Origin of the sequence: Marinobacter flavimaris (assembly GCF_045057155.1) — a bacterium.
GTDB classification, from domain to species: domain Bacteria; phylum Pseudomonadota; class Gammaproteobacteria; order Pseudomonadales; family Oleiphilaceae; genus Marinobacter; species Marinobacter manganoxydans.
In genome coordinates this window covers 411,927-438,317 of record NZ_CP171359.1, presented here as the reverse complement: position 1 = coordinate 438,317, position 26,391 = coordinate 411,927, and the positions used below count along the sequence as shown (strand labels likewise).

The following is a 26,391-nucleotide window of genomic DNA, read 5'->3' as shown; positions in this document are numbered from 1 at the left end:
AATGCTTTACTTGGGCGCCATACGAAGCGCGCAGTCCAGACGAATCACTTCGCCGTTGAGAATCGGGTTGCGCACCATCTGGTCCACCATCATGCCGAATTCTTCCGGCTTGCCGAGACGCTTCGGGAACGGCAGCGTAGCGGCCAGGCTTTCCTGAACCTCATCGGGCATACCCGCCATCATGGGCGTCATGAACAGGCCCGGTGCAATCGTATTTACACGGATGCCTTCGCGAGCCAGCTCACGGGCCGACTGCAGGGTAAGCGATACCACACCGCCCTTGGACGCGCTATAGGCCGCCTGGCCAATCTGGCCCTCGTAGGCGGCCACCGAGGCGGTATTGATGATCACACCCCGTTCACCGTCAGCGTTGGGCTCACGCTGGGCCATATCTGCTGCCGCCAGGCGCAGAATGTTAAAGGTACCAATCAGGTTGACCTGGACAACCTTGCTGAAGTTCTCCAGCGGCATTACCCCCTCACGGCCCAGAATCTTGGAGGCCGTGGCAATACCGGCACAGTTCACAGCAATACCGCAGGGGCCATGGGCCTCACGGGCCGCGTTAATCGCTGCTTCGGCGCTGTCCGGGGAACTGACATCGCATTTCAGGAAAATGCCGCCGATATCCGCGGCCACCTTTTCACCCTGTTCCTGCTGAAGGTCAAGAACCGCGACCTTGCAGCCGGCGGCGGCCAGTGCGCGGGCCGCACCCTCGCCCAGCCCGGAAGCACCGCCTGTTACAATGGCTGCCACATTTTTGAATTCCATCGTTCACTCCCCTTTTCAGGATTCTGTTTGTTAGAAATCGGACCCTAAAACTACTTTACGTTTACGTAAACTTTATCTAACCTAAGTCTAAAAAGGAAATCCCAATGGACATTAAACAGACATACAGCATCAGCGAGCTCGCCAAAGAGTTCGATGTAACAACCCGGAGCATTCGTTTCTACGAAGATCAGGAACTGCTCAAGCCCTCACGGCGCGGGCAGACACGGATCTTCAGTTCAAAGGATCGGGTGCGCCTGAAGCTCATACTCCGGGGCAAGCGCATGGGCTTTTCCCTGGCCGAGACCAAAGAGCTGTTTGACCTGTGGGACGAAACCCTCAGCGGAAATGAGAAACAGCTTCACAAGATGCTGACCATTCTGGCCAACAAACGGGCACAAATGGAACAGCAAAAGAACGACATTGCCCAGGCGGAAATGGAGATAGACACAGCCGAAACCCGGTGCCGAGAAGCCCTGGCCGAGCTGCAGAAGAAAAAGAAACAGCAGGCCCCGGCCAACGAAGAAGCCAGGCAGACCGCTGAACACTAATGACAGAAATCAAAGGTAGCCAACGATGAAATCACAATACTCAGAGCTCAACTTCGGCCTCGGCGAAACCCTCGATATGCTCCGCGAGCAGATCAACGGCTTTGCTGCTTCCGAAATCGCGCCGCGCGCCGAGGAAATTGACCGCAACAACGAGTTCCCCATGGACCTGTGGCGGAAAATGGGCGACATGGGCCTGCTGGGTATCACCGTGAGCGAAGAATACGGCGGCTCCGACATGGGCTACCTGGCGCACGTCATCGCCATGGAAGAAATCAGCCGTGCTTCCGCCTCCGTTGGCCTCTCCTACGGTGCCCACTCCAACCTGTGTGTGAACCAGATTCACCGCAACGGCACCGAAGAACAGAAACAGAAATACCTGCCGAAGCTCGTCAGCGGCGAGCACATTGGCGCCCTGGCCATGTCCGAGCCCAACGCCGGCTCCGACGTCATCTCCATGAAACTGACCGCCAAAGATGAAGGTGACCACTACCTCCTCAACGGCAACAAAATGTGGATCACCAACGGCCCGGATGCGAACACCTACGTCATCTACGCCAAGACCGACACATCCGCCGGCTCTAAAGGCGTGACCGCCTTCATCGTAGAACGCGACGCCCCGGGCTTCAGCCGTCACCAGAAACTCGACAAGCTCGGCATGCGCGGCTCCAACACCTGTGAGCTGGTATTCCAAGACTGCAAAGTACCCAAGGAAAATGTCCTGGGCGGCGTTGGCAACGGCGCCAGAGTGCTCATGAGCGGCCTCGATTACGAGCGTTTGGTCCTCGCAGGCGGTCCGCTGGGCATCATGCAGGCCGCCATGGACGTGGTTGTTCCCTATATCCGCGAGCGCAAGCAGTTCGGCCAGGCCATCGGTGAATTCGAACTGGTGCAGGGCAAAGTCGCCGACATGTACACCTGGATGAACACCGCCAAATCCTACGTCTATATGGTTGCCATGTCCGCCGACCGCGGCGCTGAAACCACCCGGAAAGACGCGGCCGGCGCGATCCTCTACTCCGCCGAAATGGCCACCAAAATCGCCCTGGACGCCATCCAGCTGCTCGGCGGTAACGGTTACATCAACGAATACCCGACAGGCCGCCTGCTGCGCGACGCCAAGCTGTATGAGATCGGTGCTGGTACGTCAGAGATTCGTCGGATGCTGATCGGCCGCGAGCTGTATCTGAACAAATAAAACGCAGCATCAAGCCGGAGGCCGTCCGTAGTCTGAAACGGCTGGGACGGCCGCACCCAAAGTATGACGGAGGGGGCGGTGGCAGGGCGGTCCGGGAATGTAGAGGGCCATGGATGGCCCGAAACAAGCGCACATGGATGTGCTTGTAGCGGTTCCCGGACCGCCCTGCCACCGGCCCCGACTCCCCCGAGGTCAGGAAGTCAAAACCATGACGATACTGCAAAGCAAGATTAACCCCAGGTCCGAAGAGTTCCAGGCCAACCAGGAATCCATGGCCAAGGCCGTCGCCGACCTGCGCGACAAAGTCGCCACCATCCAGCAAGGCGGCGGCCCCTCCTACCAGGAGCGCCACATCGCCCGTGGCAAACTGCTTCCCAGAGAGCGCATCAACCGCCTCCTGGACGACGGTTCCCCGTTCCTGGAAATTGGCCAGTTCGCCGCTTACAACGTCTACGATGAAGAAGTCCCCGCAGCAGGCGTCATCGCCGGCGTGGGCCGCGTCTCCGGCACCGAATGCATGATCATCGCCAACGACGCCACCGTAAAAGGCGGTAGCTACTACCCGCTTACGGTCAAGAAACACCTGCGCGCCCAGGAAATCGCCCTGCAGAACCGCCTGCCGTGCATCTACCTGGTCGACTCCGGCGGTGCCAACCTGCCCCGCCAGGACGAAGTCTTCCCGGATCGCGACCACTTCGGCCGCATCTTCTACAACCAGGCCCGCATGTCCGCCGACGACATCCCGCAGATCGCCGTCGTTATGGGCCTGTGCACCGCCGGTGGCGCCTACGTGCCCGCCATGGCCGACGAATCCATTATCGTCCGCAACCAGGGCACCATCTTCCTGGCCGGACCGCCGCTGGTAAAAGCGGCCACCGGTGAAGTGGTCAGCGCCGAAGACCTCGGTGGCGCCGACGTCCACTGTAAAATCTCCGGCGTTGCCGACCATTACGCCGAAAACGACGCCCACGCCCTGGAAATCGCCCGGCGCAGCGTCTCCAACCTGAACCGTCGCAAGCCAACGGATGTGGAAATTCGCAAGCCGAAGGCGCCGCTCTACGACGCTGAAGAAATCTACGGCATCGTCGGCACCGACCTGCGCAAACAGTTCGACGTGCGCGACGTGATCGCCCGCACCGTAGACGGTTCCGAGTTTGACGAATTCAAACGCTATTACGGCCAGACCCTGGTCACCGGCTTTGCCCATATCCACGGCTACCCGGTGGGCATCATCGCCAACAACGGCATCCTGTTCAGCGAAGCCGCCCAGAAAGGCGCCCACTTCGTTGAATTGTGCTGCCAGCGCAACATCCCGTTGCTGTTCCTGCAGAATATCACCGGGTTCATGGTTGGCCAGAAGTACGAATCCGAAGGCATCGCCAAGCACGGCGCCAAGATGGTTATGGCCGTGGCCTGTGCCAACGTACCCAAGATCACCGTACTGATCGGCGGCTCCTTTGGCGCGGGCAACTACGGCATGTGCGGCCGGGCCTACAACCCCGATTTCCTCTGGATGTGGCCGAACGCCCGCATCTCGGTGATGGGCGGCGAACAGGCCGCCGGCGTTATGGCCACCGTTCGCCGTGAAGGCATGGAGCGCAAGGGCCAGGAATGGAGCGCCGAGGAAGAGGCGGAATTCAAGAAGCCGATCATCGACACTTACGAACACCAGGGCCACCCGTACTACGCCAGTGCCCGCCTCTGGGACGACGGCGTTATCGACCCGGCCCAGACCCGGGAAGTGGTTGCCCTGAGCCTGTCTGCCACCCTTAACCGACCCGCCAAGCCGACACGCTTTGGCGTGTTCCGGATGTAATCGGGGAGACTGACATGACAGACAACGAATCCGCAGTTCTGCTCAAACGTCGCGACGAAGGCATTGCCGAGGTGGTTCTAAACCGCCCTGACAAACGCAACGCCTTTGACGACGTGATCATCCAGCAGCTGATCAGCACCCTCACCGAGGTGAATGCCGACAACAGCGTGAAGATCGTTATCCTGCGCTCCGAAGGCAAGCACTTCTCCGCCGGGGCCGACCTTGGCTGGATGCGCCGCATGGCCGAGAACAGCCGCCAGGAAAACCTGGACGATTCCCGGGAACTGGCGCGGCTGATGAACGTACTCAACCATCTGGCCAAGCCGGTGATCGGACTGGTACAGGGCGCTGCCTTCGGCGGCGCGGTGGGCCTTGCCGCCTGCTGCGACATCGTCATTGCCACCGAAAAATCCAGCTTCTGCCTCAGCGAAGTGAAGCTCGGCCTGATTCCGGCGGTGATCAGCCCCTACGTGGTGCGCGCCATCGGCGAGCGCCAGGCCCGGCGGTATTTCATCTCCGCCGAAGTGTTCACCGCAAAGCAGGCTCAGGAATACGGCCTTGTGCACATCGTCTGTGACGATGTCGACGCCATGGAAGCCCGCTGCAACGAGATGCTCCAGCAACTGGCCATGAACGGGCCCGAGGCCATGAAAGCCGCCAAGGACCTGGTATTCGCCGTCAGCCACAAACCCATCAACGACGACGTGATTGACGACACCGCACACCGCATCGCGGATATCCGGGTGGGTGAAGAAGGGCAGGAAGGGCTCAGCGCCTTCCTGAACAAGCGCAAGGCCAACTGGGTTCCGGAGGAAGAATAACAATGTTCAGCAAGATACTGATCGCCAACCGGGGCGAAATCGCCTGCCGGATCATACAAACCGCCCACCGCATGGGCATTCGCGTTGTCGCCGTCTATTCCGAGGCCGACGCCAATGCACGGCACGTGGCCATGGCTGACGAAGCCTTCCACATCGGCCCTGCACCGAGCTCCGAGAGCTACCTGCGGGCCGAAAAGATCATCGAGATTGCCAAAAAGAGTGGTGCCCAGGCCATCCACCCGGGTTACGGTTTCCTCTCGGAAAACACCGGGTTCGCCGAATCCTGTGAAGCCAACAACATTGTCTTCATCGGCCCGCCCTCCTCGGCCATCGCTGCCATGGGCTCCAAGTCTGCGGCCAAGGCCATCATGGAAAAGGCTGGCGTACCGCTGGTGCCGGGTTACCACGGCGACGACCAGTCGGTTGAAACCCTGCGGGCCGAAGCCGAGAAATGCGGCTTCCCCTTGCTGCTCAAAGCTGTCGCCGGCGGCGGTGGCAAAGGCATGCGCGTCGTGAACAACATGGGCGAGTTTGACGACGCCCTGGCCGCCGCCAAGCGCGAAGCCCAGAACGCGTTCGGCAACCCGGACATGCTGATCGAACGTTACCTGACCCAGCCCCGGCACGTGGAGATCCAGGTCTTCTGCGACCAGGAAGGCAAGGGCGTGTACCTGGCCGAGCGTGATTGCTCCGTGCAGCGCCGCCATCAGAAAGTCCTGGAAGAAGCCCCGGCCCCGGGCCTGAGCGAAGACACCCGCAAGGCCATGGGTGAGGCGGCCGTGCGCGCCGCCCAGGCCATTAACTACGTGGGTGCCGGCACCGTTGAATTCCTGTACGACGTCGACGGCTCCTTCTTCTTCATGGAGATGAACACCCGCCTTCAGGTCGAGCATCCGGTTACCGAAATGGTCACCGGCCAGGATCTGGTGGAATGGCAGCTGAAAGTGGCCTGGGGTGATGCCCTGCCGCTGGAACAGTCCCAGGTGAAAACCCGGGGCCACGCTCTGGAAGCGCGGATCTACGCCGAAGACCCGGACCAGGACTTCCTGCCGGCCACCGGTAACCTGCGCTACCTGAGCACCCCGGATGAAAGCGCCCATGTGCGCGTCGACACGGGCGTGACCGAAGGCGACGACATCAGCATCCACTACGACCCCATGATCGCCAAGCTGATCGTGTGGGACGAAACCCGCGACCAGGCCATCAACCGCATGGTTCAGGCCCTGGAGCACTACCGCATCGCGGGCGTGAAGACCAACATCCGGTTCCTGCACGCCCTGGCGGACGCCCAACCGTTCCGAGAAGCGGAACTGACCACCGGCTTTATCGACGATCACCGGGAACTGCTGTTCCCGAAATCGAAGCTCGATACCCATAAAGCCCTGGTACTGGCCGCCGGCTTTGTTCTGGAACAGCGCAAATCCCGTGAAGTGGTCAGCACCGACCCCTGGTCGCCGTTCGGCCGCCAGAACAGCTGGCGCATGAACTCAGAATACGCCCAGCCGCTGCAACTGCAGGTCGGTGACGAGATTCACGACCTGAAGGTACTGGAGCGTGATGACCGTTATCAGGTGTATGTGGGCGACAGCGTCTATAACCTCACCGCCCGCCTGGACGACGATTATCTGCAGGCGGTCATCAACGGCCACCGCATCAGCATCCACGGCAACCTGCACAACGACCAGCTGGTGCTGTTCTACGAAGGCGACACCTTCAACTGCACCGTGTACAAGGAAAGCTACGGCTTCGAGGAAATGGCCGGCGAAGGCAGCCTGGCCGCGCCCATGAACGGTGCCATCGTCGCCGTGCAGGCCAAAGTCGGCGACAAGGTCACCGCCGGCCAGAGCCTGGTGATCATGGAAGCCATGAAGATGGAGCACGCCATCAAGGCCCCGGCCGACGGCGTGGTCACCGAGATCTTCTTCGCCGAAGGCGACCAGGTTTCCGAAGGTGCCGAACTGATTGCCATTGAGGTGAACGACCCAGAAGCGAAACAAGAGGAGGCAGGCTAATGGCCTTTCCCAAACAGGTCCGCCTGGTTGAGATGAGCCCCCGGGACGGACTCCAGAACGAGCCCGGCCCGGTGATCGCCACCGCCATCAAAACCGGGCTGATCAACCGCCTGGCAGACAGCGGCCTGAGCCACATCGAGGCCGCCAGCTTCGTGTCCCCGAAATGGGTGCCACAAATGGGCGACGCCGCCGAGGTGATGGCCGGCATCAATCGCAAGGCTGGCGTTCGCTACTCCGCCCTCACCCCGAACCTGAAAGGGTTTGAGGGGGCACTGGCGGCGAAGGCCGACGAAGTGGCGGTGTTCGGCGCCGCGTCCGAATCCTTCACCAAAAAGAACATCAACTGCACCATCGCCGAAAGCCTCGAACGCTTCGCCCCGGTGGTGGAAGAAGCCCGCAAACACGGCATCCCAGTGCGTGGTTACGTTTCCACCGTCATGGGCTGCCCCTACGAAGGCGACATCGCCCCGGAACAGGTGGCCACCGTGGCCAAAGCCCTGTACGAAATGGGTTGCCACGAAATCTCTCTGGGCGACACCATCGGCGTGGGCACCCCGATCAAAGCCAAGCGAATGCTCGAAGCCGTCGCTGCCCACGTGCCCATGGAAAAGCTGGCGGCCCACTTCCACGACACCTATGGCCAGGCACTGGCCAATCTGTATGCAGTGCTGGAAGAAGGCGTCAGCGTTATCGATGCCTCCGTCGCCGGCCTCGGCGGCTGTCCCTACGCCAAGGGCGCTTCGGGCAACGTCGCAACCGAGGACGTGCTATACCTGCTTAACGGCCTTGGCATCAAGACCGGCGTCGATCTTGAAAAACTGGTCGCCACAGGCGACTGGATCTGCAGCCAGCTGAACCGTCACAACGGTTCAAAAGTCGGCCAGGCAATGGGCGGTAACTGTTAAAACCAGGGGTAGTTATGAGCAACAAGAATGTGGTCGCGCTGGATCTGCCGATTCCCGAGATCAACGACATGCCGGAAGACACCCAGAAGTACTTCCAGATCTGCCAGGAAAAGCTGGGCATGATCCCGAACGTACTCACCGCCTACAGCCAGAACCTCAAACAGCTGGACGGCTTCACCCGCCTGTATAACGAGCTTATGCTCGGTGAGAGCGAACTCTCCAAACTGGAGCGGGAAATGGTCGCCGTGGTGGTTTCCTCCGAGAACAAATGCTTCTACTGCCTGGTTGCTCACGGCGCCGCCGTGCGGGTCCTGAGCGGCGATCCCCAGTTGGGTGAGCACATGGTGATGAACTACCGCAGCGCCAAACTCGACAAGCGCCAGCGGGCGATGCTGGATTTTGCATCCCACCTTACCCGCTCGCCGGCCACCGTAACCGAAGACGACATCCAGGCCCTGCGGGATGCCGGTCTGAGCGACCGCGGCATCTGGGATCTCAGTAACCTGATCGGCTTTTACAACATGTCCAACCGGGTGGCAATTGCCAGCGATATGCAACCGAATCCCGAATATCACAGTCAGAGTCGCTAGCAGGTAAACCACCCTGCTCGCCCTCGAATACAAAAACAATGGAGGCAGAGATATGAGCAAGACTCTACCAAGTTATACCAGCGGAACCGCGGAAGTGCCCCTGCTGGGCATGACCATCGGTGAAATGCTCGACCGCACCGCAGAGAAGTACCCGGACAACGAAGCCCTGGTGTGCCTGCACCAGGACATTCGCTGGACCTACAAAGAGTTTGTTGAAAAAGTCGACGAAGCCGCCCGCGCCTTCATGGCCATTGGCGTCAAACGCGGCGACCGCGTGGGCATCTGGTCCCCCAACCGCTACGAGTGGACCGTTACCCAGTTCGCCACCGCCAAAGTCGGCGCCATCCTGGTGAACATCAACCCGGCTTACGGTGTCCACGAACTGCAATACGCCCTCAACCTCGCTGGTATCACCACCCTGGTGACGGCTGACAGCTTCAAAGCCTCCAATTACCGCGAGATGATCTACGAGCTGGCCCCGGAGCTGAAGCGAAGCTCCCCCGGCAAGCTCAAGGCCGACCACGTTCCGGAACTGCGGGCTGTGATCAACGTGCACGAAGACAAGCACGACGGCATGTGGACCTGGAAGGAATTCCTCGGCTTCTCAAGCGACGTGTCCCAGGACGATCTGGTAAAACGCCAGGGCGAACTGCAGTTTGACGACCCCATCAACATTCAGTTCACCTCCGGCACCACCGGCAACCCGAAAGGCGCTACCCTCACCCACCACAACATCCTGAACAACGGGTACTTTGTGGGCGAGAGCCAGATCCTGACCGAGAAAGACCGCCTGGTGATCCCGGTGCCCCTGTACCACTGCTTCGGCATGGTCATGGGCAACCTGGGCTGTATCACCCACGGTTCTACCATGATTTATCCCGGCGAAGGCTTCGAGCCCAAGTCGGTTCTGCAGGCCGTGCACCAGGAAAAGGCCACCGCCCTGTACGGCGTGCCCACCATGTTCATTGCCGAACTGACCGAGCCGGAATTCGAGACCTATGACCTTTCCAGCCTGCGCACCGGCATCATGGCGGGGTCCATCTGCCCGGCAGAGGTCATGAAGAAGGTCAACGGCAAGATGAACATGAAAGAGGTTCAGATTGCCTACGGCATGACCGAAACCAGCCCGGTTTCCACCCAGACCAGCTCCCTGGATCCGTTCGAGAAGCAGGTCACCACCGTGGGCCGCACCCAGCCGCACCTGGAAACCAAGATCGTTGATCCGGGCACCGGCAACGTGGTTCCGCGTGGCGAGATCGGCGAGCTGTGCACCCGTGGCTACAGCGTGATGCTGAAGTACTGGAACAACGAAGAGAAAACCCGCGAAGCCATCGACAGCGCCGGATGGATGCATACCGGCGATCTGGCCACCATGGACGAAGAAGGCTATGTCCAGATCGTTGGCCGCATCAAGGATATGGTCATCCGCGGTGGCGAGAACATCTACCCGAAAGAAATCGAAGAGTTCCTCTACACTCACCCGGCCATCGAAGAAGTGCAGGTAACCGGCATTCCCGATGACAAGTACGGCGAAGAGCTGATTGCCTGGGTGAAGCTGGCTCCAGACGCGGCGCCAGTCACAGCCGAGGACCTGCAGGCCTTCTGCAAGGGCAAGATCGCTCACTTCAAGATCCCGAAGAACTACAAGTTCGTGGACGAATTCCCGATGACCGTCACCGGGAAGATCCAGAAATTCAAGATGCGGGAGATTTCAATCGAGGAGATGGGACTGAAGAAATAACCACGGTCCCTGCTTTGGTTGAACGGACAAACCCCGGCACTTGCCGGGGTTTGTCGTTTTCCGCTCCAGCAAATCAAGGCCGAATACGTGCTTGTCAGCGCTCCACCGCCATGCTTCACTTCTGTGATTAGCATGCAACCGGAGACGCCCCTATGCCCAGCCCCGCAACCGACTACTCGAAAACAAAAATCAGCCTTCAACGTGTCTGGGTGCTATTGCTCAGCGCGGTGCTCCTTGGCGGGTGCTCCACGGTGTACTACAAAACCATGGAAAAATTCGGGTATGAAAAGCGGGACATTCTGGTGGATCGGGTTGAAGATGCCCGGGACAGCCAGAACGACGCCCAGGAAACCTTCCGTTCGTCGCTTGAGCGTTTCCAGAGTGTGGTGGACACGCCTGACACCGAGCTCAAGGAACAATATGCCGAAATCAGCGATGCCTACGAAGACAGCCTGTCGAGTGCCGAAGAGGTTAGAGACCGGATCGACAAGGTAGAAGAAGTCGCCGAGGACCTGTTCGATGAATGGGAAGACGAACTCAGCCTGTACGAGAGCGCATCACTGCGCCGCAGCAGCGAACAGCAGCTGAAAGAGACGCGCGTTCAGTACGGCCAGCTGATCAGCCGGATGCACGACGCCGAGGACAGAATGGAACCGGTGCTGCAGGCATTTGAGGATCAGGTGCTGTACCTTAAGCATAATCTGAATGCCCAGGCGATCGGTTCGCTGGAAAACGAACTGGTGAGCATCCGTCAGGATGTGGATTCCCTGATTCGCAATATGGAACAGTCAATCGCGGAATCTGAAGCTTTTATTCAACGCTTTCGCCAGGGCGGGTAATACCTCAAGGGAGCCAACGCTATGGAGCGCCAAGACGCAGATCCTGCGCTCAAGCCGGCATTGATGCAATTCGACATGGCGCTGGCAGAATTTGCCCGCGCCCGCAAATCGGACCCCAAAGCCTCAAGTCTCAGTCTCCTGGAGCGCACACGGATGCTGATGACGCTGCCGGGCGGCTTCGACGCCATCTACCGGCGCGTAAGGTCGCTCGAATCCGCTGGCATTTTCGGCACCAGCGACTGGGCCCGGCCAGCCCTGCTGCAACCGGCGCTCGCCAAACACTCGCTGAGGGAGGCGGGCGCCGTTACCACCATTGTCGAGGCGATCAGCGAACTGCGCATGCTGGCCGTCACCCGTGGCAAATACTTCCATCCCGGAATTTCTGCTGAGCAGGCACGCCACTTTCTCACCCAGGTGATGGCATTAAACCTGGACCTGCTGTCTGGCCAGCTCACCGAAGCCGATCGTGAAAGACCCAAGCAACTTGGCACCATCGTTCAGGAACTCTATCGGTACCTGATCTCCCACCTCGGTTATGAAAGCCTATTGGACAGCCTGGTGGCGGAAGTCTGGCGATTGCTGGACCAGGGGCCGGTGCAGGTCGACAGTATTCGGGAAATGATCGGGCAGATCGCCAAATGCCTTTACGACCCCGACATCAAAACCGGACGCAATGCCGATGCCACGCGGCTGGTGAAGGCCCTCTTTGCCCCCACACCTGCCAGCGCCGAGGACCCCGGCCTTGCCGTTTACGAGCAGCGTTTGAAAGACATGGACGACGTGGCGCTCTCCTCCGAAGCCACCTACTTTGCCCGCAGCATGTTCGACACCGGCCTTGCCTCTCCCTACCACGCGGTGATGCTCCGGTTCCTGCGCGCCAGCGGCCAGGACGATCTCATCCCCAACACACTGGGGCTGACCATGACCGGGCTGGACGATCTCTACTGTTACACCGATCTGGTCCATGCCCTGATTGACGAGGCCATCTACCCGGAAACCTGCCAGGCCGTCTATGGCCTGACCATGATGCTGGAGCGCGGATCGCTGTTTACACCCTCTGTGGCCCAGGCACTGTGGCGGCAAATCAAACTGAAGCCCTCTGCGGAAACCGATCAGGCTCTCAGAGAGGCGTTCGGCGATGCCCGGCCACCCCGGGTATTCCTGCTGGCCGGGGTTATCAACCTGCTGGGCCAGCCGCTGGGCGTTGGTCAGGGCAACAACCCCACCTGCCAGTCTGCCATTGGCCTCTCCATGTGGGCGTCAAACGAGGCGGATTACCTGTTGCAAGTCCTGGCCTGGGCAGCACGCGACAACGAAGTGCTGAGCCGCTTTGAAGGCCAGGAGGTTTCTTCCCGCGATCTGGAACCGGGCCTGGTTAAGGGAACGCCAGTGGATGTGGACCCGGTATCGCTCGTGCTCATCCCTCATCTCGATCGCCTCTACGGTGAGATGTGGCGCCGCTGTGAGACCCGGGACGACGACGCCCATCGCTGGATCAACCCGGAATTCTACGGCTGGTGGGTCAGCCACGGCTTCCGCGTGGTCGCCGACGTAAAAACCGGCGAGGTAAAGGACTACGAGGGATTTATCCGGCATTTCTACGCGAGCTATCACCCCTTCTACAACGGCAACATACCGGTCATTCACGCCCAGCCGGCAGGGATTGCTGTAACAGACAGCGCCGCCCGCTTTGTTGGCCGGCACGCCATCAATATCCTGCGGGTTGCCCTGAGCCCGAAGAACGAGATGCGGGTGTACTTTTTTAACCCCAACAACGACAGCGGCCAGAACTGGGGCCAGGGCATTACCTGCTCAACCCACGGCAATGGCGAGTTTCGCGGTGAAGCTTCCCTGCCCGTGGCCGAATTCACGTCTCGACTGTACGCCTTCCACTATGACCCGCTGGAACTGGGCGATCTATCGGCGATACCCGATGAGGAAGTCGCCCGGGTTATGGACCTGGGCTACACAAGCTGGGCGGCGCCGAGAGATACATCCGAGGAATAACACTCTCGGCTATCCGCCCTAATAGCTCTCGGTCTTACCGGTGACCGGCGACAGGGGCTCGCCCTCCTCGTTCTGCAGCTGATAGTCGTAGGCGGCCTGCAGACCGGTATCCTCTTCGGTCTCATCATCCGGTTCGTATTCCAGATGCCTTGGATAGAGCGGCGACAACATGGCCACGATAATGCCGATGGCGCAGAACATGGCAAAGGCATCGGCGTAACCCACCTTGCCAACAAGAATACCGACTATCGGCGAGCCAGCCGCCTGGCCCAGTGATACTGCCATGAAAGGCAGTACGGGGCCCATGGACAGCCGCCCCGGCAGCAGGCGAATGCCGGTCATCAGGTACAGCCCGGTCAGACTCATGTAGGCCAGACCAAACACCAGTGCTGAAAACGCCGAAATCATCAGGTTGTCGGGGCTGGCCGCCAACAACGCCAGGCTCGCGGCCAGTGTCATCAGCATCAGGGCCTGGGTAACCGGTGGGTTGTTCCGGTCAGCCAGATCGGCCACCACCGCGCCGCCAAGGCCGGCAATACCGACCCCCAGCCACAGCCATGCCGTGGCATCGGATGGCATGGATCCCAGATTAACCACGAGATCGGGTGCGAAAATCCAGTAGGCGGCGGAGACAAAGCCCATCATGAACGCGAACAGCGAGAGCCTGAGCAGTCGCCACCATTGATCCGCACTGATTGGCTGCGCCGGCGCAGCATTGGCGGGCACAACACGGGATACAGACGGAATGAAGAACCAGGTGGCAATCACGCCAATTACCGCCAGCACGGCAAAGGACGCGTAGGCATAGCGCCAGGCCCCGGCGAGGAACAGGATCGTCGGCACAGCAACGACGACACCGATACTGGTGCCCGCGTTCATCACCGAGCTTACCCGGCCGTGGAGCGAGCGTCTCACCAACGCCTGCATGGCGGCTGTGAGAGCCGGCATCATCAGGCCCGTGCAGATACCACAGAGAACAACACCCACCCCGAGGGAGACGGCCCCCACGGCCTGGCTGATCAGCGCCAGGCCAACAACACCAAAAATACCGGATGCCATGGCGGTATTGCGGGCACCAAGACGATTTGCCGAGAGCGGAGCCACCAGGGTAGCGAATACGAAACTGATCAGCGGCAGCGCACCGATCACACCGATCACATCCGGCGCCAGCCCCAGGTCATCCCGGATCGGGGGGACGAACAGACCGAACGCAAAGCGCGCCAGACCATAGCTGATCGCGATCAGTGCTGCGCCGAGGAGTGCAAATGACGTGCTCGAAGGAAACTTCATTCCGCTGTGCTCCTTGCGCTGTCCATCTTCGTCAGACTAGACATCAAAGCAGGATTTTTAAAGCAGCGGATGGCCTGCGCCAGCGATCAGCCTGCGGTCTGGGGCAGAAACCGGCGGTCCCAGACCCGCTCAGCGGCCTCGAACAGGCTGTCCACCGTCAGCGCGAGCATGCCAATCAGAATCGCGCCCTGCAACACGTAGGCTGTGTTGCCATTGACGAGACCGGCGATCACCGGATCCCCCAGGGTTCTGGCACCGATGGTTGAGCCAATGGCGGCCGTTGCAATGTTGATGGTTACCGAGGTCCGGATACCGGCCAGGATCACCCTGCCCGCCAGCGGCAACTCCACCTGCAACAGCACCTGAAAAGGCGACATGCCCATACCGAGCGCCGCCTGCCTCACTGTGGCATCGACACCCTCCAAGCCGGCCAGGGTATTGCGCAGAATGGGCAGCAAGCCATACAGAATCAGCGCCACCAGAATCGGCGCCTCACCAAACCCGAGAACCGGCACCGCCAGGGCAAGAACCGCCACCGGCGGGAAGGTCTGGCCGATAGAGGCAATCTGGCTAACCAGCGGCAGAAAGTCCCGCCCAGCCGGGCGCGTGGCGAAGATTCCCCCGGCAACCGCAGCGACGGTTCCAACCAGGGCGGAAATCACCACCAGCATCAGATGGTTCTGGAGCAGAAAGAGAAAGCTCTCCCGCTCGTAGATCACATTCTGCTTATCGGGCTGCATCCACTCGAAAAGCGGTTCGAGAGCCGGCATGCCCGCGCTCAGGGCACAGAGGAGCACAGTCAGCATCACAGGCGGCAACCAGACCCGCATCAGGCACCTTCCTGGATAATGCGGTCACGGGTGATGGTTCCGGTTTCCTGGCCATCGGCATTGAACACCGGCACCTGGCTCCAGTTCTGCCAGAGCATGATTGAAAGAGCCACTCGCAGGCTGTCGTCTTCCTTGAGGCCGTCGGCGCCGGGTTCCGGCTCTCTGGGCTGAGGGTGAGCCTCCATCAGATCCCGCACGGTATGCAGGCTCATCAGTTTCAGGCCTCGGTCCTGCTTGCCCACGAGATTCTCCACAAAAACGGAGGCGGGTCGCCGGAGAATGTTCTCCGGCGTGTCGTGCTGGATAATCCGGCCCTGATCCATCACGGCAATGCGGGTCGCCAGCCTCAGGGCTTCGTCAATATCGTGGGTTACAAAGACCGTGGTTTTCCGCAGCTGACTCTGGATACGCAGCATCTCCAGCTGCAGGTTCTCCCGCGTGATGGCATCCAGCGCACCGAAGGGTTCGTCCATCAGCAGAATATTGGGGTTGGCAGCCAACGCCCTGGCAACGCCCACCCTTTGAGCCTGCCCGCCGGACAATTGCTGGGGATATTTGTTGGCGTGGGTGGCCTGGTCCAGATCCAGCAGCGTCAGCAACTCATGCACGCGCTCGTCGATCCGCTCCCGTGGCCATTTCAGAAGCTGGGTTACCATGGCGATATTGCGGGCCACCGTCCAGTGTGGAAACAGCCCCGTGCCCTGAATCACATAACCCATGTTCAACCGCAGCTGCTCGGGGTTCATGGCGGTAACATCGTTACCATCCACCAGGATCTGGCCCTCACTGTGGGGCAGCAACTGGTTGATCATCCGCAGGGTAGTCGACTTGCCGCAGCCTGAGCTGCCCACCAGCACGCACACTTCGCCGGTTTCGACCGTGAGGTTTATCCGGTCCACCGCCACGGCATCTCCAAAGCGGCGGGTAACGTTTTTCAGTTCAATCATCCGGGCTTATCCCTCTCCTGTCAGGCCGTCGCCGGTGTCGGCTTGAGACTGGCCGCCAGCATGGTGAGCAGAGCATCCGCCAGCAGCGCGAGTGCAATGGTGGGCAGCGCACCAAGCAATACCAGATCCATCGCCGCCTGCCCCAGGCCCTGAAAGATAAAGCTGCCAAAACCGCCGGCGCCAATGAGCGCGGCAACCGCGGTCAGGCCAATGGCCTGGATGGTGGTAATGCGCACGCCTTCCACAATCACGGGAAGCGCCAGTGGCAACTTGAGTTTGAAGAACAGCTGTCGCTCGTTCATTCCCATACCCCGCCCGGCATCGGCGAGGCTTTCCGGCACCTCGGTAAGCGCGACGAAGGTGTTGCGCACCATGGGCAACAGACTGTAAGCCACCAAAGCCAGCAAGGCCGGAGCCCAGCCAATGCCACGAATCCCCATGGCCTGCAGTGCCGGAAAAGCGGCCGCCAGCGCACTGAGCGGTGCGATCAGTAACCCGAATACCGCCAGGCTGGGAATAGTCTGAAGAAAGCTGACCGCGCCAAGGATGGGACGGCGCCAGGCCACACTACGAATCATCTTCAGGGCCAGTAGAAAAGCCAGACCGGCGCTGATGCCGACCGCGCCAAAGGCCAGTGCCAGATGAGTCCACAGGGCCTGCTCGAACTTGTCCGGGCGGGCGTTGAATTCCCGAACCAGCGACAAACTCTCCAGCCCACCGCCTCGAAGGATCCACAGCCAGCTGCCAACGATGACGGCCAGTATCATCAGCTGCAGCCCTCGCCCGCTCCCGAGGCGCCCGAGGATTTCGATCAGCATCAGCGACAGCAAAAACAGCAAACACCAGAAACCGGCTCCGATGGACGACCGCGCATAAGGTGCGTCTTCCGGCAGGTGCCGGCCCGCAAAGACCTCGAGCAACAGGGGCAGCAGCGCCAGGGAGAGGCCTACCAGGCCCAGAAGCGGCAGGTACCGCCGGCGCAACGGCAGAAAAGACAGCAGAACGCAGCCAGCCAGAACCAGTGACACCAGGCCAGCCCAGGGCCCGCCAACGGCCGAAATGAGGCCGTGACCGGTACCCGGAACAATGCGGTTGGGTTGAATGACGCCCAGGTCCAAAAGCCAGACCAGCGCCAGGGCAAGACACCCCAGCACAGGCAGGACACGGTTCGGCATGGTGTTCGAGGCAACAGAGCTGTAAATCGACAAACCTCAGTCCTGGGCCAGGGAATCCAGGTAATCCCGGGCGACGGTATCCGCCGGTACCCCGTTCACGGCCACCTGGCCATTCAGGCGCTGCAGCGTTTCGAGATCCAGCGATTCGAAGATCGGCGTCAGCACTTCCCGGATCTGCGGATAGGCTTCCAGCACCTCGCCACGCACGATCGGCGCTGGCTGATACACCGGCTGAACGCCTGCGGTATCTTCCATTACCTTCAGATCCAGCGCATCCAGCCCGCCATCGGTGCCGTAGGTCATCGCACCGTTTACGTCGTTGTTATTCAGGGCCGCCGCGCGCAATGTCGCCGCCGTGTTGCCACCGGAAAGAATCAACAGCTGGTCGGATTCCAGCTTGAAGCCATAGGCCTCCTGGAACGCCGGCAAGGCACTGGCGGATTCCACAAACTCGGCGCTGGCCGCAAACTTGAAGGCACCGCCCTCATTGATGTAATTCGCATGATCTTCGAGTGTGGCCAGGTTATTTTCCCGCGCCAAATCGCCCCGCACGCTCATAGCCTAGGTGTTGTTTGCTTCGGCGGGTTCCAGCCAGACAATGTTATGTGCCTCTTTATCCAGGCGAGCAGCCTCCTGGTAGGCCTTATCCGCATCTTTCCAGATATCCCGATCCGCCTGATCGTGAAAGAACGCAGCATTGCCGGTGTACTCGGGGTAGATATCGATTTCGCCGGCCTTGATCGCATTGCGGACGATGCTGGTGCCACCCAACTGCAGTCTGTTTTCAACCGGAATACCCGCCCCCTCCAGGGACTGCAACACCATCTGCCCCAGTACCGAGCCCTCGGTGTCGATCTTGGAGGACACCACCACGGGATCAGCAGCCATTACCGATCCGGACATCACGAACGCTATCAATGCCGCTGTGCGGCGCAAACGGGATTTGGGAGTCACGGCCATTCCTCTCGGTTTTTGGTTACCACTATCAATCTAGAGGCCGCATCTACGAAGGCAAACGGGATTTGGTCTTGCCGGCACCGGCCCGCAGGAGGCCAGTTCCAAAATCGGGCGGAACGGACATCGTATTTGAAATCCGGAAACCCAACGGGTTAGGCTGTCTAAATAGCGAGCAGCATGGTAGTGAAGGTTATGGCACAGACCCTGGAAAAGACCCTCGAACCCACCTCCACCGTAGCGCCCCTGAACCCTGATAACGTGGCACTGCTCGAACAGGAAGGTTTAACCCTCAAGCCACTGGACCCTATCGGCGTTGAGATCTACGGATCCGACGTGCGCAACCAGCTGCCAGAGCCGGCTATCAAGGCCCTGGAAGAGGAAATGGCAAATCGCGGGTTCATCGTATTCAAGCACCAAGCCGGCCTTTCCCCCGATGAACTGATTGAAGCCTGCAAATGGTGGGGCGGGCGCGAGATCCATTCCACCCACGGCGTGCATCCCGCAACACCCGGCCGTAACCGGCACATTTTCCGCTGCTCTAACGATGGCCGCCAGGGCATTCTTGGCGTTGGCCCGCAATGGCACAACGATGGCAGTTTCGAAGCCGCCACCTTCTCCCACAGCGCCTACTACATGGCCCGTGCGCCAGAGAATGGCGGCGGCACCCACTTCGCGCACCAGGGTGCGGCCTTTGAAGCACTCCCTCCGGAGAAACAGGATTTCTGGGAAAGACTGGTGTCGGTAAACTCCGCATCCAGTGTGACCCACCCCGTGGTTCACACCCACCCGATTTCCGGTCGCAAGAGTGTCTGGCTGCATCTGGGCATGACCGGCGCCGTGCTGGAGCGCCTGCCGGAAGAAGGTCTGACGCTCGACCAGTTAAAGACTCTGCCTGCACCCGCGGACAGCTTCCACCTGCTGGACGACGCCGCCATGAAGGAACTGTTCAACGATTACAATGATCTGCTGAACGATTCCTTCGAGGGTGGCTACGGAATTCGCTACGAATACGAAACCGGCGATCTGTTATTTATCGATAACTGGGCCGTCGCCCACCGCGCCGCGCCAGAAGCGCATCTGCCGGCAGAGCAACAGGGACTGCGCATCATGGACCGGGTCACCATCAAGGCACCGAGAAACCTGTCGCCCCATTTCGGGCTGCCCCAATACATCAACATGGCCGGCCCCCACCCGTTCAACAAAGACGGCGTATGGCAGGCCGGTGGCGTGGGCTTCCGGTGGAAAGACGATATCCGCATGCAGAACTGATTCACCCGTTTTGCATGCGGCCGTGCGTCACTGCACCGGCTGACAACCGCGCACAGCGAGAGAGATATTCGTTGCCGCCTTTATCTGATCGTAGTATTTCGCGGCGGTTTTCACGCCCATATCCGCGTAGTTCCCGGCACTGGGGCTGATCAAGGTGCCCAGCTGGGCCCAAGCCGCCGCGGATTGCCGGTCACTCTCATAGGCTGAAAATGCCTGGTAGATTTCATTACAGGTAATGCCGTCTCCATCCATAGCTGCGGAAGAAACATGAGAGGACGTCTGACAGCCCGTCAAAGCGCCAACCGCCAACAAAAACCCAAGACTCTTGTACTTCATTGATCAGGTCTCCCAGGCCGTAATGGCCTCTTTTCGAAAGTATGGATAGCATGGTCTTATACATTCCAGCCCGATGCCAGACCTGCTGGTCTCAATGGAAAGATGCATTGAAAATTCCTCGCCACAAACTAAGCTATTCCTGTCTCTTCACTCTTTTGAGCATGCCCATGAAAGCGTGTCTTCATGCAGGTCTCACTCTCGCGCTATCCATTCTGCTTCTCTGGAGCCCAGCCCGAATTGGCCATGCGGAAACCGTCCTGCACGTTGCCTACGAAGATAAAACGCAATTCCCCTACTACATGGGCGACACCCAGGAGGTTCTGGAGAGACCCGGCGCAGCGGTGGAGCTGGTCAAATTGCTGGAAGAGCGGGTACCGGGGTTGCGGATCAAGTTCAGCCGATACCCCTGGAAACGATGCCTGGCCATGCTCGAAACCGGCCAGGTAGATGGTATTTTCAATGCTTCTTACAATGCTGCCCGCACCCGAATTGGCGAATACCCCTGGCGGGACGGTCAGGTTGACCCTACCCGCCGACTAACCACCATCAGCTACAATCTCTATGTCCTGCCAGATACAGAGCTGGGCTGGAGCGGCAAGGCTTTCGAAGACACGGACCTGTCAGTTGGCGCCCCATTGGGCTACTCAATCGTGAACGATCTGGAGAACCTGGGCGTTTCCGTAATCAAGGTTCGGAGTTCCAGGCAGAGCCTGCAGTTACTGACTGCCAGACGCGTTCATGCCGTTGCGCTCCAATCGGTCACCGCCGATTTTCTGTTACGCCAGAACGCCAGGCAGCTCCCGGGCATTGTCCGGATTGATCCCCCTCTCAAAACCAAGCCCTACTACCTGATGCTCTCACGGGAATTCAAAGCGGCAAACCCGGAGCTTGCAGAGCACATATGGAATGCCATCGGCGAACTCAGAGAAGAAAAGCTTGAGGCCCTGGCGCAGCCCTATCTATCCGAGTCCGGCTAGTCAGCTTTCCCACTTATTTGGCCTATTGAGAGTGAGTAAGCCCATAGTCGATGGCAGCACACACCGCCGCGGCCTGCGCGGCATTGCATTGCTCGGGGGTTACGCGGGGGCTGTCGGGGTAAACCTCGGTGGTGGTCCGGTAGGGCGCACTCGTAATACCGGCGCACAGGCCCCACTGCGTGAGCGGATACGCGATCACGCCCCGGGCGACCACCGGGGAGCCGAAGATCTCGCCGCTGTCATCGGCCGGCGCAATATGCGTCACCTGCTCCACCGCTCTGATCAATGCCTGCTGGAATTCAGGCTGTGGGTTCTCGCTGTCGTCGACCACGTAAAAGCCATCGGGAATCCCCGCCGGTTCGAACGGCTTGCCGTCGCGGGCAGCCAGCGCCGGGCGAAACTCCGATTCGTCGGTATCGGCAGTCTCGTGCAGGTCGATATGAATCAAGGCACTGTCACGAACAGGCGCTACCAATCGCATAAGGGCGGCTGACTCCTCCGCCCGACTGCCCTCGTGGAATGAACGGTTGGGATCAATCGCATTATAGTTCCAGCGATGAATGCGCTCATACGCCCAGGGACTGACACAGGGCGCAACCAGCAAGTTCACGCGGCCGGCATAATCCTCCGCGTGCTTATCCAGGAACTGCAGCGCGCCATGCACACCACTGGTTTCATACCCGTGAACGCCGCCGGTTATCAGCACCACCGGCAGATCGTTATTCCAGTCGCGGCTGCGAATCGCCATCAGCGGATAGTAATCCGGGCCGTAATCCAGAGCGCCGTACTCTTCCACATCAAAGCGCGAGCGCAGGCCCTCGATCACACTCAACACCTCCGCCTCGTAACTGCGCTGGCGGGTCTGCCGTGACAACCACTCGGCGCGTTCCGCATCGCCCCAGGGAGTGCCGGGAGTGCCAATTGGATAGGGTGTTGAAACTGTGTTCATAGCAGCGCTCCGTTAACGATTGCCCGTAACTCCTGACGGATGGGGTATGTTGATGAGGGAATCAGTTGCGTCATGAAGATCATCACCAGCTCCTCCACGGGATCGACGAAAAAGTTGGTGCTCGCAAGGCCACCCCAACCGTACTCACCGACCGATCCGTTGGTCTGGGATTTGGCGACGTCGGTTTTTACCGAAAAGCCCAGACCAAAGCCAGTGCCGGCATAAGGTGTCTCGCTGAAAGCACCGACAGACAGGCCCGGTAGGTCCTGATTGTAAGGCAGGTGGTTACGACACATGAATTCCAGAGTTTTTCGACCAATAATCCGCCGCCCGCGGAACTCGCCACCCTGGCACAGTGCCTGGGCGAAGTGGAAATAATCGTCGATGGTGGAAACCAGCCCGCCGCCGCCGGACACGAACTGAGGCTTGCGCCGGAAGGGAGACGTCTCGGGGTCATCCTGCAGCGTGAACTGATCACCGGCCTGGTACTGATAACAGGCAGCGAAGCGGTCAAGCTGATCATCCCGAACGTGGAAGCCGGTGTCACACATGTCCAGAGGCTCAAAGATATGCTCCCGCAGATACTCATCAAACGGCTTACCAGACAGCAACTGCACCAGATACCCAAGCACATCCGTGCTGACCGAATAGTTCCAGGCTGTGCCCGGGGAAAACTCCAGAGGCAGCTCTGCGAGGTGATCGACCAGGGCTTCCAGCGTCATACTCCGGCTGCCATCCAGCTTAAGCTCGCGATAGGCAGCATCAACGTTGGTGCGCTGCATAAATCCGTAAGTCAGGCCTGACATATGCGTGAACAGGTCGCGAATTGTCATGGTGCTGGATGCAGGCGTGGTCAGGAAGTTGGGGTAAACCCCGCTTTTATAAATCCGCCGGGTTCTCCAGGCAGGAATATACTTGTGTACGGGATCATCCAGTAAAAACCGCCCCTGCTCATAAAGCTGCATCATGGCGATAGATGTGATCGGCTTGGTCATGGAATAGATGCGGAACACCGTATCCCGGCGGACCGGCTTGTTGCGTTCCACGTCCATCAGTCCCTGGGCTTTCACATAGGCAATTTCCCCTTGCCGGGCGACCAGTGTCAGCGCGCCGGGTAACTTCCCGGGCTGGATGTAGCAACGGTCAAGGTGGCTTTCAATGTTTGAAAGATGATCCGTAGACAGGCCAGCAACCTGTGTGTGTTCCGTCATTGCACGGGTACCTCTTCAAGCGCCTCATCCCAGGCTGCCCTGCTCACCGTGAAAATATGCGCCGTTGGCTTTATGGAGACTTCGGTGTCCAGACACCCTGCTGGAACCACAAGCAAACCTTGAACCTGAGTGCCTGGCAGTGCGGAACCACACAGCTTACAAAAACTCTTGCTATGGCGAGTACCCGGAAGCGTGTAGGACGTCACAGCATCCTCACCGGCCAGCCACGTCAATTTGGCGGATTGCGAAAACAGATTGGCTGCATGGGCAGAACCCGTATCCTTTTGGCAGTGCTGGCAATGGCACAGGTAAAAGTTCTCGAAATCGCCTTCAATCTCGAATGTCACGGTGCCGCAAAGGCAGGAACCAGAATGAACAGTCATCGGTGTTTCTCTATCGCTGTTACCGAATAGCCAGGACATCCTCGATATCAACCGGCCTTGAGAGTAGGGATTTATACCAGATAAGATCCTCCTTCAGCATCAAGGGAAGCTCAAGGCCAAGTAAGTGCACGGTCTCGTATCGAGAAAAATCGATGTTTAGCGCAACCCAGGTTCTATTTTGCGCATCGAAGATTTGTGCACGGTCGGCGTTACCCACCTCCACTTTGACACCTTCATACTTGAACTGGACGTAGGTCAGATCCCAGCCTTCCTCCCGGCGGTGAGCGGCAGCTTTGGATATGAACTGATGTCCTGCCTGGACCACAGACGAAAAGTGCTCCCCAGGGACAAAGAGTGGCAAGCCCCCGATACAGTAGACGCCTGATAGCGTTACACTAAACGCAAATCTACAGGTGTTGGTAATGAGCGGAAAGCGATACTCCGAAGAATTCAAAATCGAGGCGGTCAAGCAAGTCACGGAGCGTGGCTACAAAGTGACTGATGTGTGCCGGAGACTGGGGATTACCTCGGCCAGCCTGCACAAATGGATCAAGCTATACGGCGATGCTGGAAGCCAACACCAACAAATCAGCGAGCAGCAGGAAGAGCTGCGCAAGCTCAGAGCGGAATTGCGCCGGGTCAGCGAGGAGCGCGACATACTAAAAAAGGCCGCAGCGTTCTTTGCCAAGGAGTCCAAGTAAAGTATCGCTTCATCAGGGCTCACCAGAGTGAATTTCGAGTCCGTGTCATGTGCCGAGTTCTAGGCGTTCACTTCAGTGGCTTCTATGCCTGGCTAAATGCACCAGAAAGCCCTCGCACCAAGGCCAACCGCCGCTTGGTGGGACTGATCAAACAAGCCTGGCTCGAAAGTGGTGGCGTGTATGGCTATCGGAACATCACCCTGGATCTCAAGGACCTCGGCGAGAGGTGCAGTAAAAATCGGGTATATCGATTGATGAAGGCCGAAGGTATCCGCGCTCAGCGCGGCTATAAACGCCACAAAGGCTACTACGGCGGGGAACCTGCTCACGTCGCGCCCAATCACCTGGATCGTGATTTTGAGGCTCAGAAGCCGAACGAACGTTGGGTGACTGACATCACCTACATTCGGACCCATGAGGGCTTTTTGTACCTTGCCACCGTTCTGGACCTGTTCTCCCGGCAAATTGTGGGCTGGTCCATGAAGCCACGGATGTCGACAGACCTCGTTATGGACGCCTTACTAATGGCTTCCTGGCGGCGAAGGCCGAAGCAGGAGGTTCTGATTCATTCAGATCAAGGCTCTCAATACACTAGCCGTGAATGGAGAGATTTCCTGAAGGACCACCGTTTGAAGCCCAGTATGAGCCGTCGCGGAAACTGTCACGACAATGCGGTTGCGGAAAGCTTCTTCTCATTACTCAAAAGTGAGCGAGTGAAGCGGAAAATCTACAAGGATCGGGAAACAGCCCGGCAGGATATCTTCGATTACATCGAGATGTTTTATAACCCTGTTCGCCGTCACGGCAACAACGGTGGCTTGTCGCCGGTGGACTTCGAAAAGCAGTACTTCACAAAGCTGTCAGGTGTCTAAGATATCGGGGGCTTGCCAGAGATCAATGTCATGCAGATCGCGTTGAGAGCCATATCCCCTTGCGGCGAGCCCGCCACAAATCAGGAAGGGAATGTTCCTTTCCCTCAGTTGCGACACAATCCACTTGGCGGCTGATTGATGCACGCTCTCTCCTTTCGTGATTAAAGCTGGACGATTGCCCTGGTGGGTAGGATGCTTCGATTCCGCCCAACGCATCTGATAGTGTAATCGACCTTTCAGTAACCGTTCATTGGAACTCTGGCATGGCCCCCTCCAAGCAGCACCCATGGCTTCCGCTACTCATATTCCTGGGCGCGACCTTTACCTTCAGCGTGACCATGATCGGCACCACCATGCCGACACCGCTCTACCCCATCTACCAGGACAGGTTCGGCTTTTCGGATCTGATGATCACCATCATCTTTGCCGCCTATGCCTTTGGTATGATCGCCGCGCTGGTAATGACGGGGCGCTGGTCCGATCAGATAGGCCGCCGGCCAATGCTGTTCGCGGGCCTTGCTTGTTCGATCATCAGCGACCTGGTGTTCTGGCAGGCCAATGGGCTGGGAATGATACTCACCGGCCGGGTGCTGTCCGGATTGTCTGCGGGGATCTTTACCGGCACCGCCACGGTGGCCGTGCTTGAATTGGCTCCGCCTCACTGGCGGGACAAGGCAACCTTCTTTGCCACGGCGGCGAACATGGGCGGGCTTGGCCTCGGCCCAATGCTTGCCGGCGCCCTTTCCGAGTATCTGCCCTGGCCACTGCACCTGACCTTTCTAGTGCACTCCGCCATGGCCCTGCTGGCCGTGTGCTGCATCTGGGCAGCCCCGGAGACCGTCTCAAAACCCGCTCGCCCAAAACTCACCATCCAGCGCCTGAGCGTGCCACCGGAAGTTCGCGGAGTATTCATTCCCGCCGCCATTGCCGGTTTCGCCGGCTTCGCCATGTGCGGCTTCTTCACATCCATCGCTCCGGCGATGATGGGCAAGGTCCTGGGCTATGACAACCGGTTGCTGATCGGTGTTGTTGCCGGAAGCATCTTCATCGCCTCAACCCTGGGCCAGTTCCTGCAAGGCGCCCTGCCGCTGCGGCTGCGCCTTCCCCTGGGCTGCGTGTCTCTGATGCTCGGGGTAATTCCGATAGCACTGGGCATCTATACCCAATCCCTCTCACTATTCATAACCGGGTAATCCCCCCGAAAAACAGCGGTGATCAAAAGTAGAATTTTCCGTAAGCTACACGCAGGGAG

The 26,391-nt window shown here is 59.3% G+C and carries 24 protein-coding genes and 1 pseudogene; 14 read left to right on the top strand and 11 right to left on the bottom strand.

The features are described from left to right. Nucleotides 1-6 precede the first annotated feature (6 nt). A complete protein-coding gene (locus ACGK9W_RS02270) occupies nt 7-768 on the bottom strand; it encodes an SDR family NAD(P)-dependent oxidoreductase (protein WP_405418946.1) in 762 nt (253 codons plus the stop codon). A gap of 104 nt (nt 769-872) precedes the next feature. Here ACGK9W_RS02270 and ACGK9W_RS02265 point away from each other — a divergent pair, with 104 nt between their 5' ends. The 10 genes from ACGK9W_RS02265 (at nt 873) to ACGK9W_RS02220 (ending at nt 13,242) form a co-directional block, all read left to right on the top strand. After that, the gene (locus tag ACGK9W_RS02265; RefSeq protein ID WP_273157582.1) at nt 873-1,316 is read left to right on the top strand and encodes a MerR family DNA-binding transcriptional regulator; all 444 of its coding nucleotides are present in this window, start codon (nt 873-875) and stop codon (nt 1,314-1,316) included. A gap of 25 nt (nt 1,317-1,341) precedes the next feature. Continuing rightward, the gene (locus ACGK9W_RS02260; protein WP_405418944.1) at nt 1,342-2,511 is read left to right on the top strand and encodes an isovaleryl-CoA dehydrogenase; all 1,170 of its coding nucleotides are present in this window, start codon (nt 1,342-1,344) and stop codon (nt 2,509-2,511) included. Nucleotides 2,512-2,719: 208 nt separating this feature from the next. Continuing rightward, on the top strand, nt 2,720-4,327 hold the full coding sequence (locus ACGK9W_RS02255) for a carboxyl transferase domain-containing protein (protein WP_405418943.1): 1,608 nt from the start codon (nt 2,720-2,722) through the stop codon (nt 4,325-4,327). A gap of 14 nt (nt 4,328-4,341) precedes the next feature. Next, nucleotides 4,342-5,148, top strand: coding sequence for an enoyl-CoA hydratase-related protein (locus ACGK9W_RS02250; RefSeq protein WP_405418941.1), 807 nt, complete (start codon nt 4,342-4,344; stop codon nt 5,146-5,148). A 2-nt stretch (nt 5,149-5,150) separates the two neighbouring features. Beyond that, nucleotides 5,151-7,160: an acetyl/propionyl/methylcrotonyl-CoA carboxylase subunit alpha gene (locus tag ACGK9W_RS02245; protein WP_273085173.1), complete on the top strand. Its 2,010-nt coding sequence runs from the start codon at nt 5,151-5,153 to the stop codon at nt 7,158-7,160. Further along, nucleotides 7,160-8,065: a hydroxymethylglutaryl-CoA lyase gene (locus ACGK9W_RS02240; RefSeq protein ID WP_405418939.1), complete on the top strand. Its 906-nt coding sequence runs from the start codon at nt 7,160-7,162 to the stop codon at nt 8,063-8,065. The genes ACGK9W_RS02245 and ACGK9W_RS02240 overlap by 1 nt, the downstream gene beginning before the upstream one ends. A 14-nt stretch (nt 8,066-8,079) precedes the next feature. After that, nucleotides 8,080-8,655 carry a peroxidase-related enzyme gene (locus tag ACGK9W_RS02235; RefSeq protein WP_405418937.1) on the top strand — a complete coding sequence of 192 codons (576 nt, stop codon included), beginning with the start codon at nt 8,080-8,082 and terminating at the stop codon, nt 8,653-8,655. A gap of 52 nt (nt 8,656-8,707) precedes the next feature. Further along, a complete protein-coding gene (locus ACGK9W_RS02230) occupies nt 8,708-10,396 on the top strand; it encodes an AMP-binding protein (protein ID WP_104270262.1) in 1,689 nt (562 codons plus the stop codon). A gap of 152 nt (nt 10,397-10,548) precedes the next feature. Beyond that, the gene (locus ACGK9W_RS02225) at nt 10,549-11,235 is read left to right on the top strand and encodes a DUF2959 domain-containing protein (protein WP_405418935.1); all 687 of its coding nucleotides are present in this window, start codon (nt 10,549-10,551) and stop codon (nt 11,233-11,235) included. 21 nt (nt 11,236-11,256) lie between these two features. After that, a complete protein-coding gene (locus tag ACGK9W_RS02220; protein WP_008170623.1) occupies nt 11,257-13,242 on the top strand; it encodes a hypothetical protein in 1,986 nt (661 codons plus the stop codon). Nucleotides 13,243-13,260: 18 nt separating this feature from the next. Here the strand turns inward: ACGK9W_RS02220 and ACGK9W_RS02215 are convergent, their stop codons facing one another. The 5 genes and pseudogenes from ACGK9W_RS02215 to ACGK9W_RS02195 form a co-directional block, all read right to left on the bottom strand. Next, a complete protein-coding gene (locus tag ACGK9W_RS02215; RefSeq protein WP_008170625.1) occupies nt 13,261-14,532 on the bottom strand; it encodes a CynX/NimT family MFS transporter in 1,272 nt (423 codons plus the stop codon). Between the two features lie 86 nt (nt 14,533-14,618). After that, on the bottom strand, nt 14,619-15,362 hold the full coding sequence (locus ACGK9W_RS02210) for an ABC transporter permease (protein ID WP_104270261.1): 744 nt from the start codon (nt 15,360-15,362) through the stop codon (nt 14,619-14,621). Continuing rightward, the gene (locus ACGK9W_RS02205) at nt 15,362-16,309 is read right to left on the bottom strand and encodes an ABC transporter ATP-binding protein (protein WP_405418933.1); all 948 of its coding nucleotides are present in this window, start codon (nt 16,307-16,309) and stop codon (nt 15,362-15,364) included. The genes ACGK9W_RS02210 and ACGK9W_RS02205 overlap by 1 nt, the downstream gene beginning before the upstream one ends. Before the next feature lie 20 nt (nt 16,310-16,329). Beyond that, nucleotides 16,330-17,484: an ABC transporter permease gene (locus ACGK9W_RS02200; RefSeq protein WP_053115549.1), complete on the bottom strand. Its 1,155-nt coding sequence runs from the start codon at nt 17,482-17,484 to the stop codon at nt 16,330-16,332. Nucleotides 17,485-17,520: 36 nt separating this feature from the next. Continuing rightward, nucleotides 17,521-18,387: pseudogene (locus ACGK9W_RS02195) on the bottom strand (ABC transporter substrate-binding protein). A gap of 231 nt (nt 18,388-18,618) precedes the next feature. Here ACGK9W_RS02195 and ACGK9W_RS02190 point away from each other — a divergent pair. Further along, entirely contained in the window at nt 18,619-19,710 is a 1,092-nt protein-coding gene (locus ACGK9W_RS02190; protein WP_085986431.1) for a TauD/TfdA family dioxygenase, read from the top strand. Nucleotides 19,711-19,737: 27 nt separating this feature from the next. Here the strand turns inward: ACGK9W_RS02190 and ACGK9W_RS02185 are convergent, their stop codons facing one another. Then, nucleotides 19,738-20,046 carry a hypothetical protein gene (locus ACGK9W_RS02185; protein WP_008170638.1) on the bottom strand — a complete coding sequence of 103 codons (309 nt, stop codon included), beginning with the start codon at nt 20,044-20,046 and terminating at the stop codon, nt 19,738-19,740. Between the two features lie 167 nt (nt 20,047-20,213). Between ACGK9W_RS02185 and ACGK9W_RS02180 the strand changes: the two genes are divergently transcribed. Continuing rightward, complete coding sequence (locus tag ACGK9W_RS02180; RefSeq protein WP_008170640.1) at nt 20,214-21,023, top strand: ABC transporter substrate-binding protein; 810 nt, start codon at nt 20,214-20,216, stop codon at nt 21,021-21,023. A 22-nt stretch (nt 21,024-21,045) separates the two neighbouring features. Here ACGK9W_RS02180 and ACGK9W_RS02175 read toward each other — a convergent pair whose 3' ends face one another. The 4 genes from ACGK9W_RS02175 to ACGK9W_RS02160 are packed head-to-tail and all read right to left on the bottom strand — an operon-like array spanning nt 21,046 to nt 23,891. Continuing rightward, entirely contained in the window at nt 21,046-21,972 is a 927-nt protein-coding gene (locus ACGK9W_RS02175) for a M14 family metallocarboxypeptidase (RefSeq protein WP_008170642.1), read from the bottom strand. Continuing rightward, entirely contained in the window at nt 21,969-23,183 is a 1,215-nt protein-coding gene (locus tag ACGK9W_RS02170; protein WP_405418930.1) for a serine hydrolase domain-containing protein, read from the bottom strand. Before ACGK9W_RS02170 ends, ACGK9W_RS02175 begins: the two co-directional genes overlap by 4 nt. Further along, nucleotides 23,180-23,605 (bottom strand): GFA family protein, encoded by a 426-nt coding sequence (locus ACGK9W_RS02165; protein WP_405418928.1) that lies wholly within the window; start codon nt 23,603-23,605, stop codon nt 23,180-23,182. The genes ACGK9W_RS02170 and ACGK9W_RS02165 overlap by 4 nt, the downstream gene beginning before the upstream one ends. Further along, a complete protein-coding gene (locus ACGK9W_RS02160) occupies nt 23,586-23,891 on the bottom strand; it encodes a hypothetical protein (protein WP_288367310.1) in 306 nt (101 codons plus the stop codon). The genes ACGK9W_RS02165 and ACGK9W_RS02160 overlap by 20 nt, the downstream gene beginning before the upstream one ends. Before the next feature lie 97 nt (nt 23,892-23,988). Here ACGK9W_RS02160 and ACGK9W_RS02155 point away from each other — a divergent pair. Then, nucleotides 23,989-25,139, top strand: a protein-coding gene (locus tag ACGK9W_RS02155; RefSeq protein WP_371915663.1) for an IS3 family transposase whose coding sequence is annotated in 2 segments (ribosomal slippage) — nt 23,989-24,226 and nt 24,226-25,139 — 1,152 coding nt in all. Because the reading frame shifts where the segments join, the coding sequence is not laid out codon by codon here. A 263-nt stretch (nt 25,140-25,402) separates the two neighbouring features. Then, on the top strand, nt 25,403-26,332 hold the full coding sequence (locus ACGK9W_RS02150; RefSeq protein WP_288367311.1) for an MFS transporter: 930 nt from the start codon (nt 25,403-25,405) through the stop codon (nt 26,330-26,332). Nucleotides 26,333-26,391: the final 59 nt, after the last annotated feature.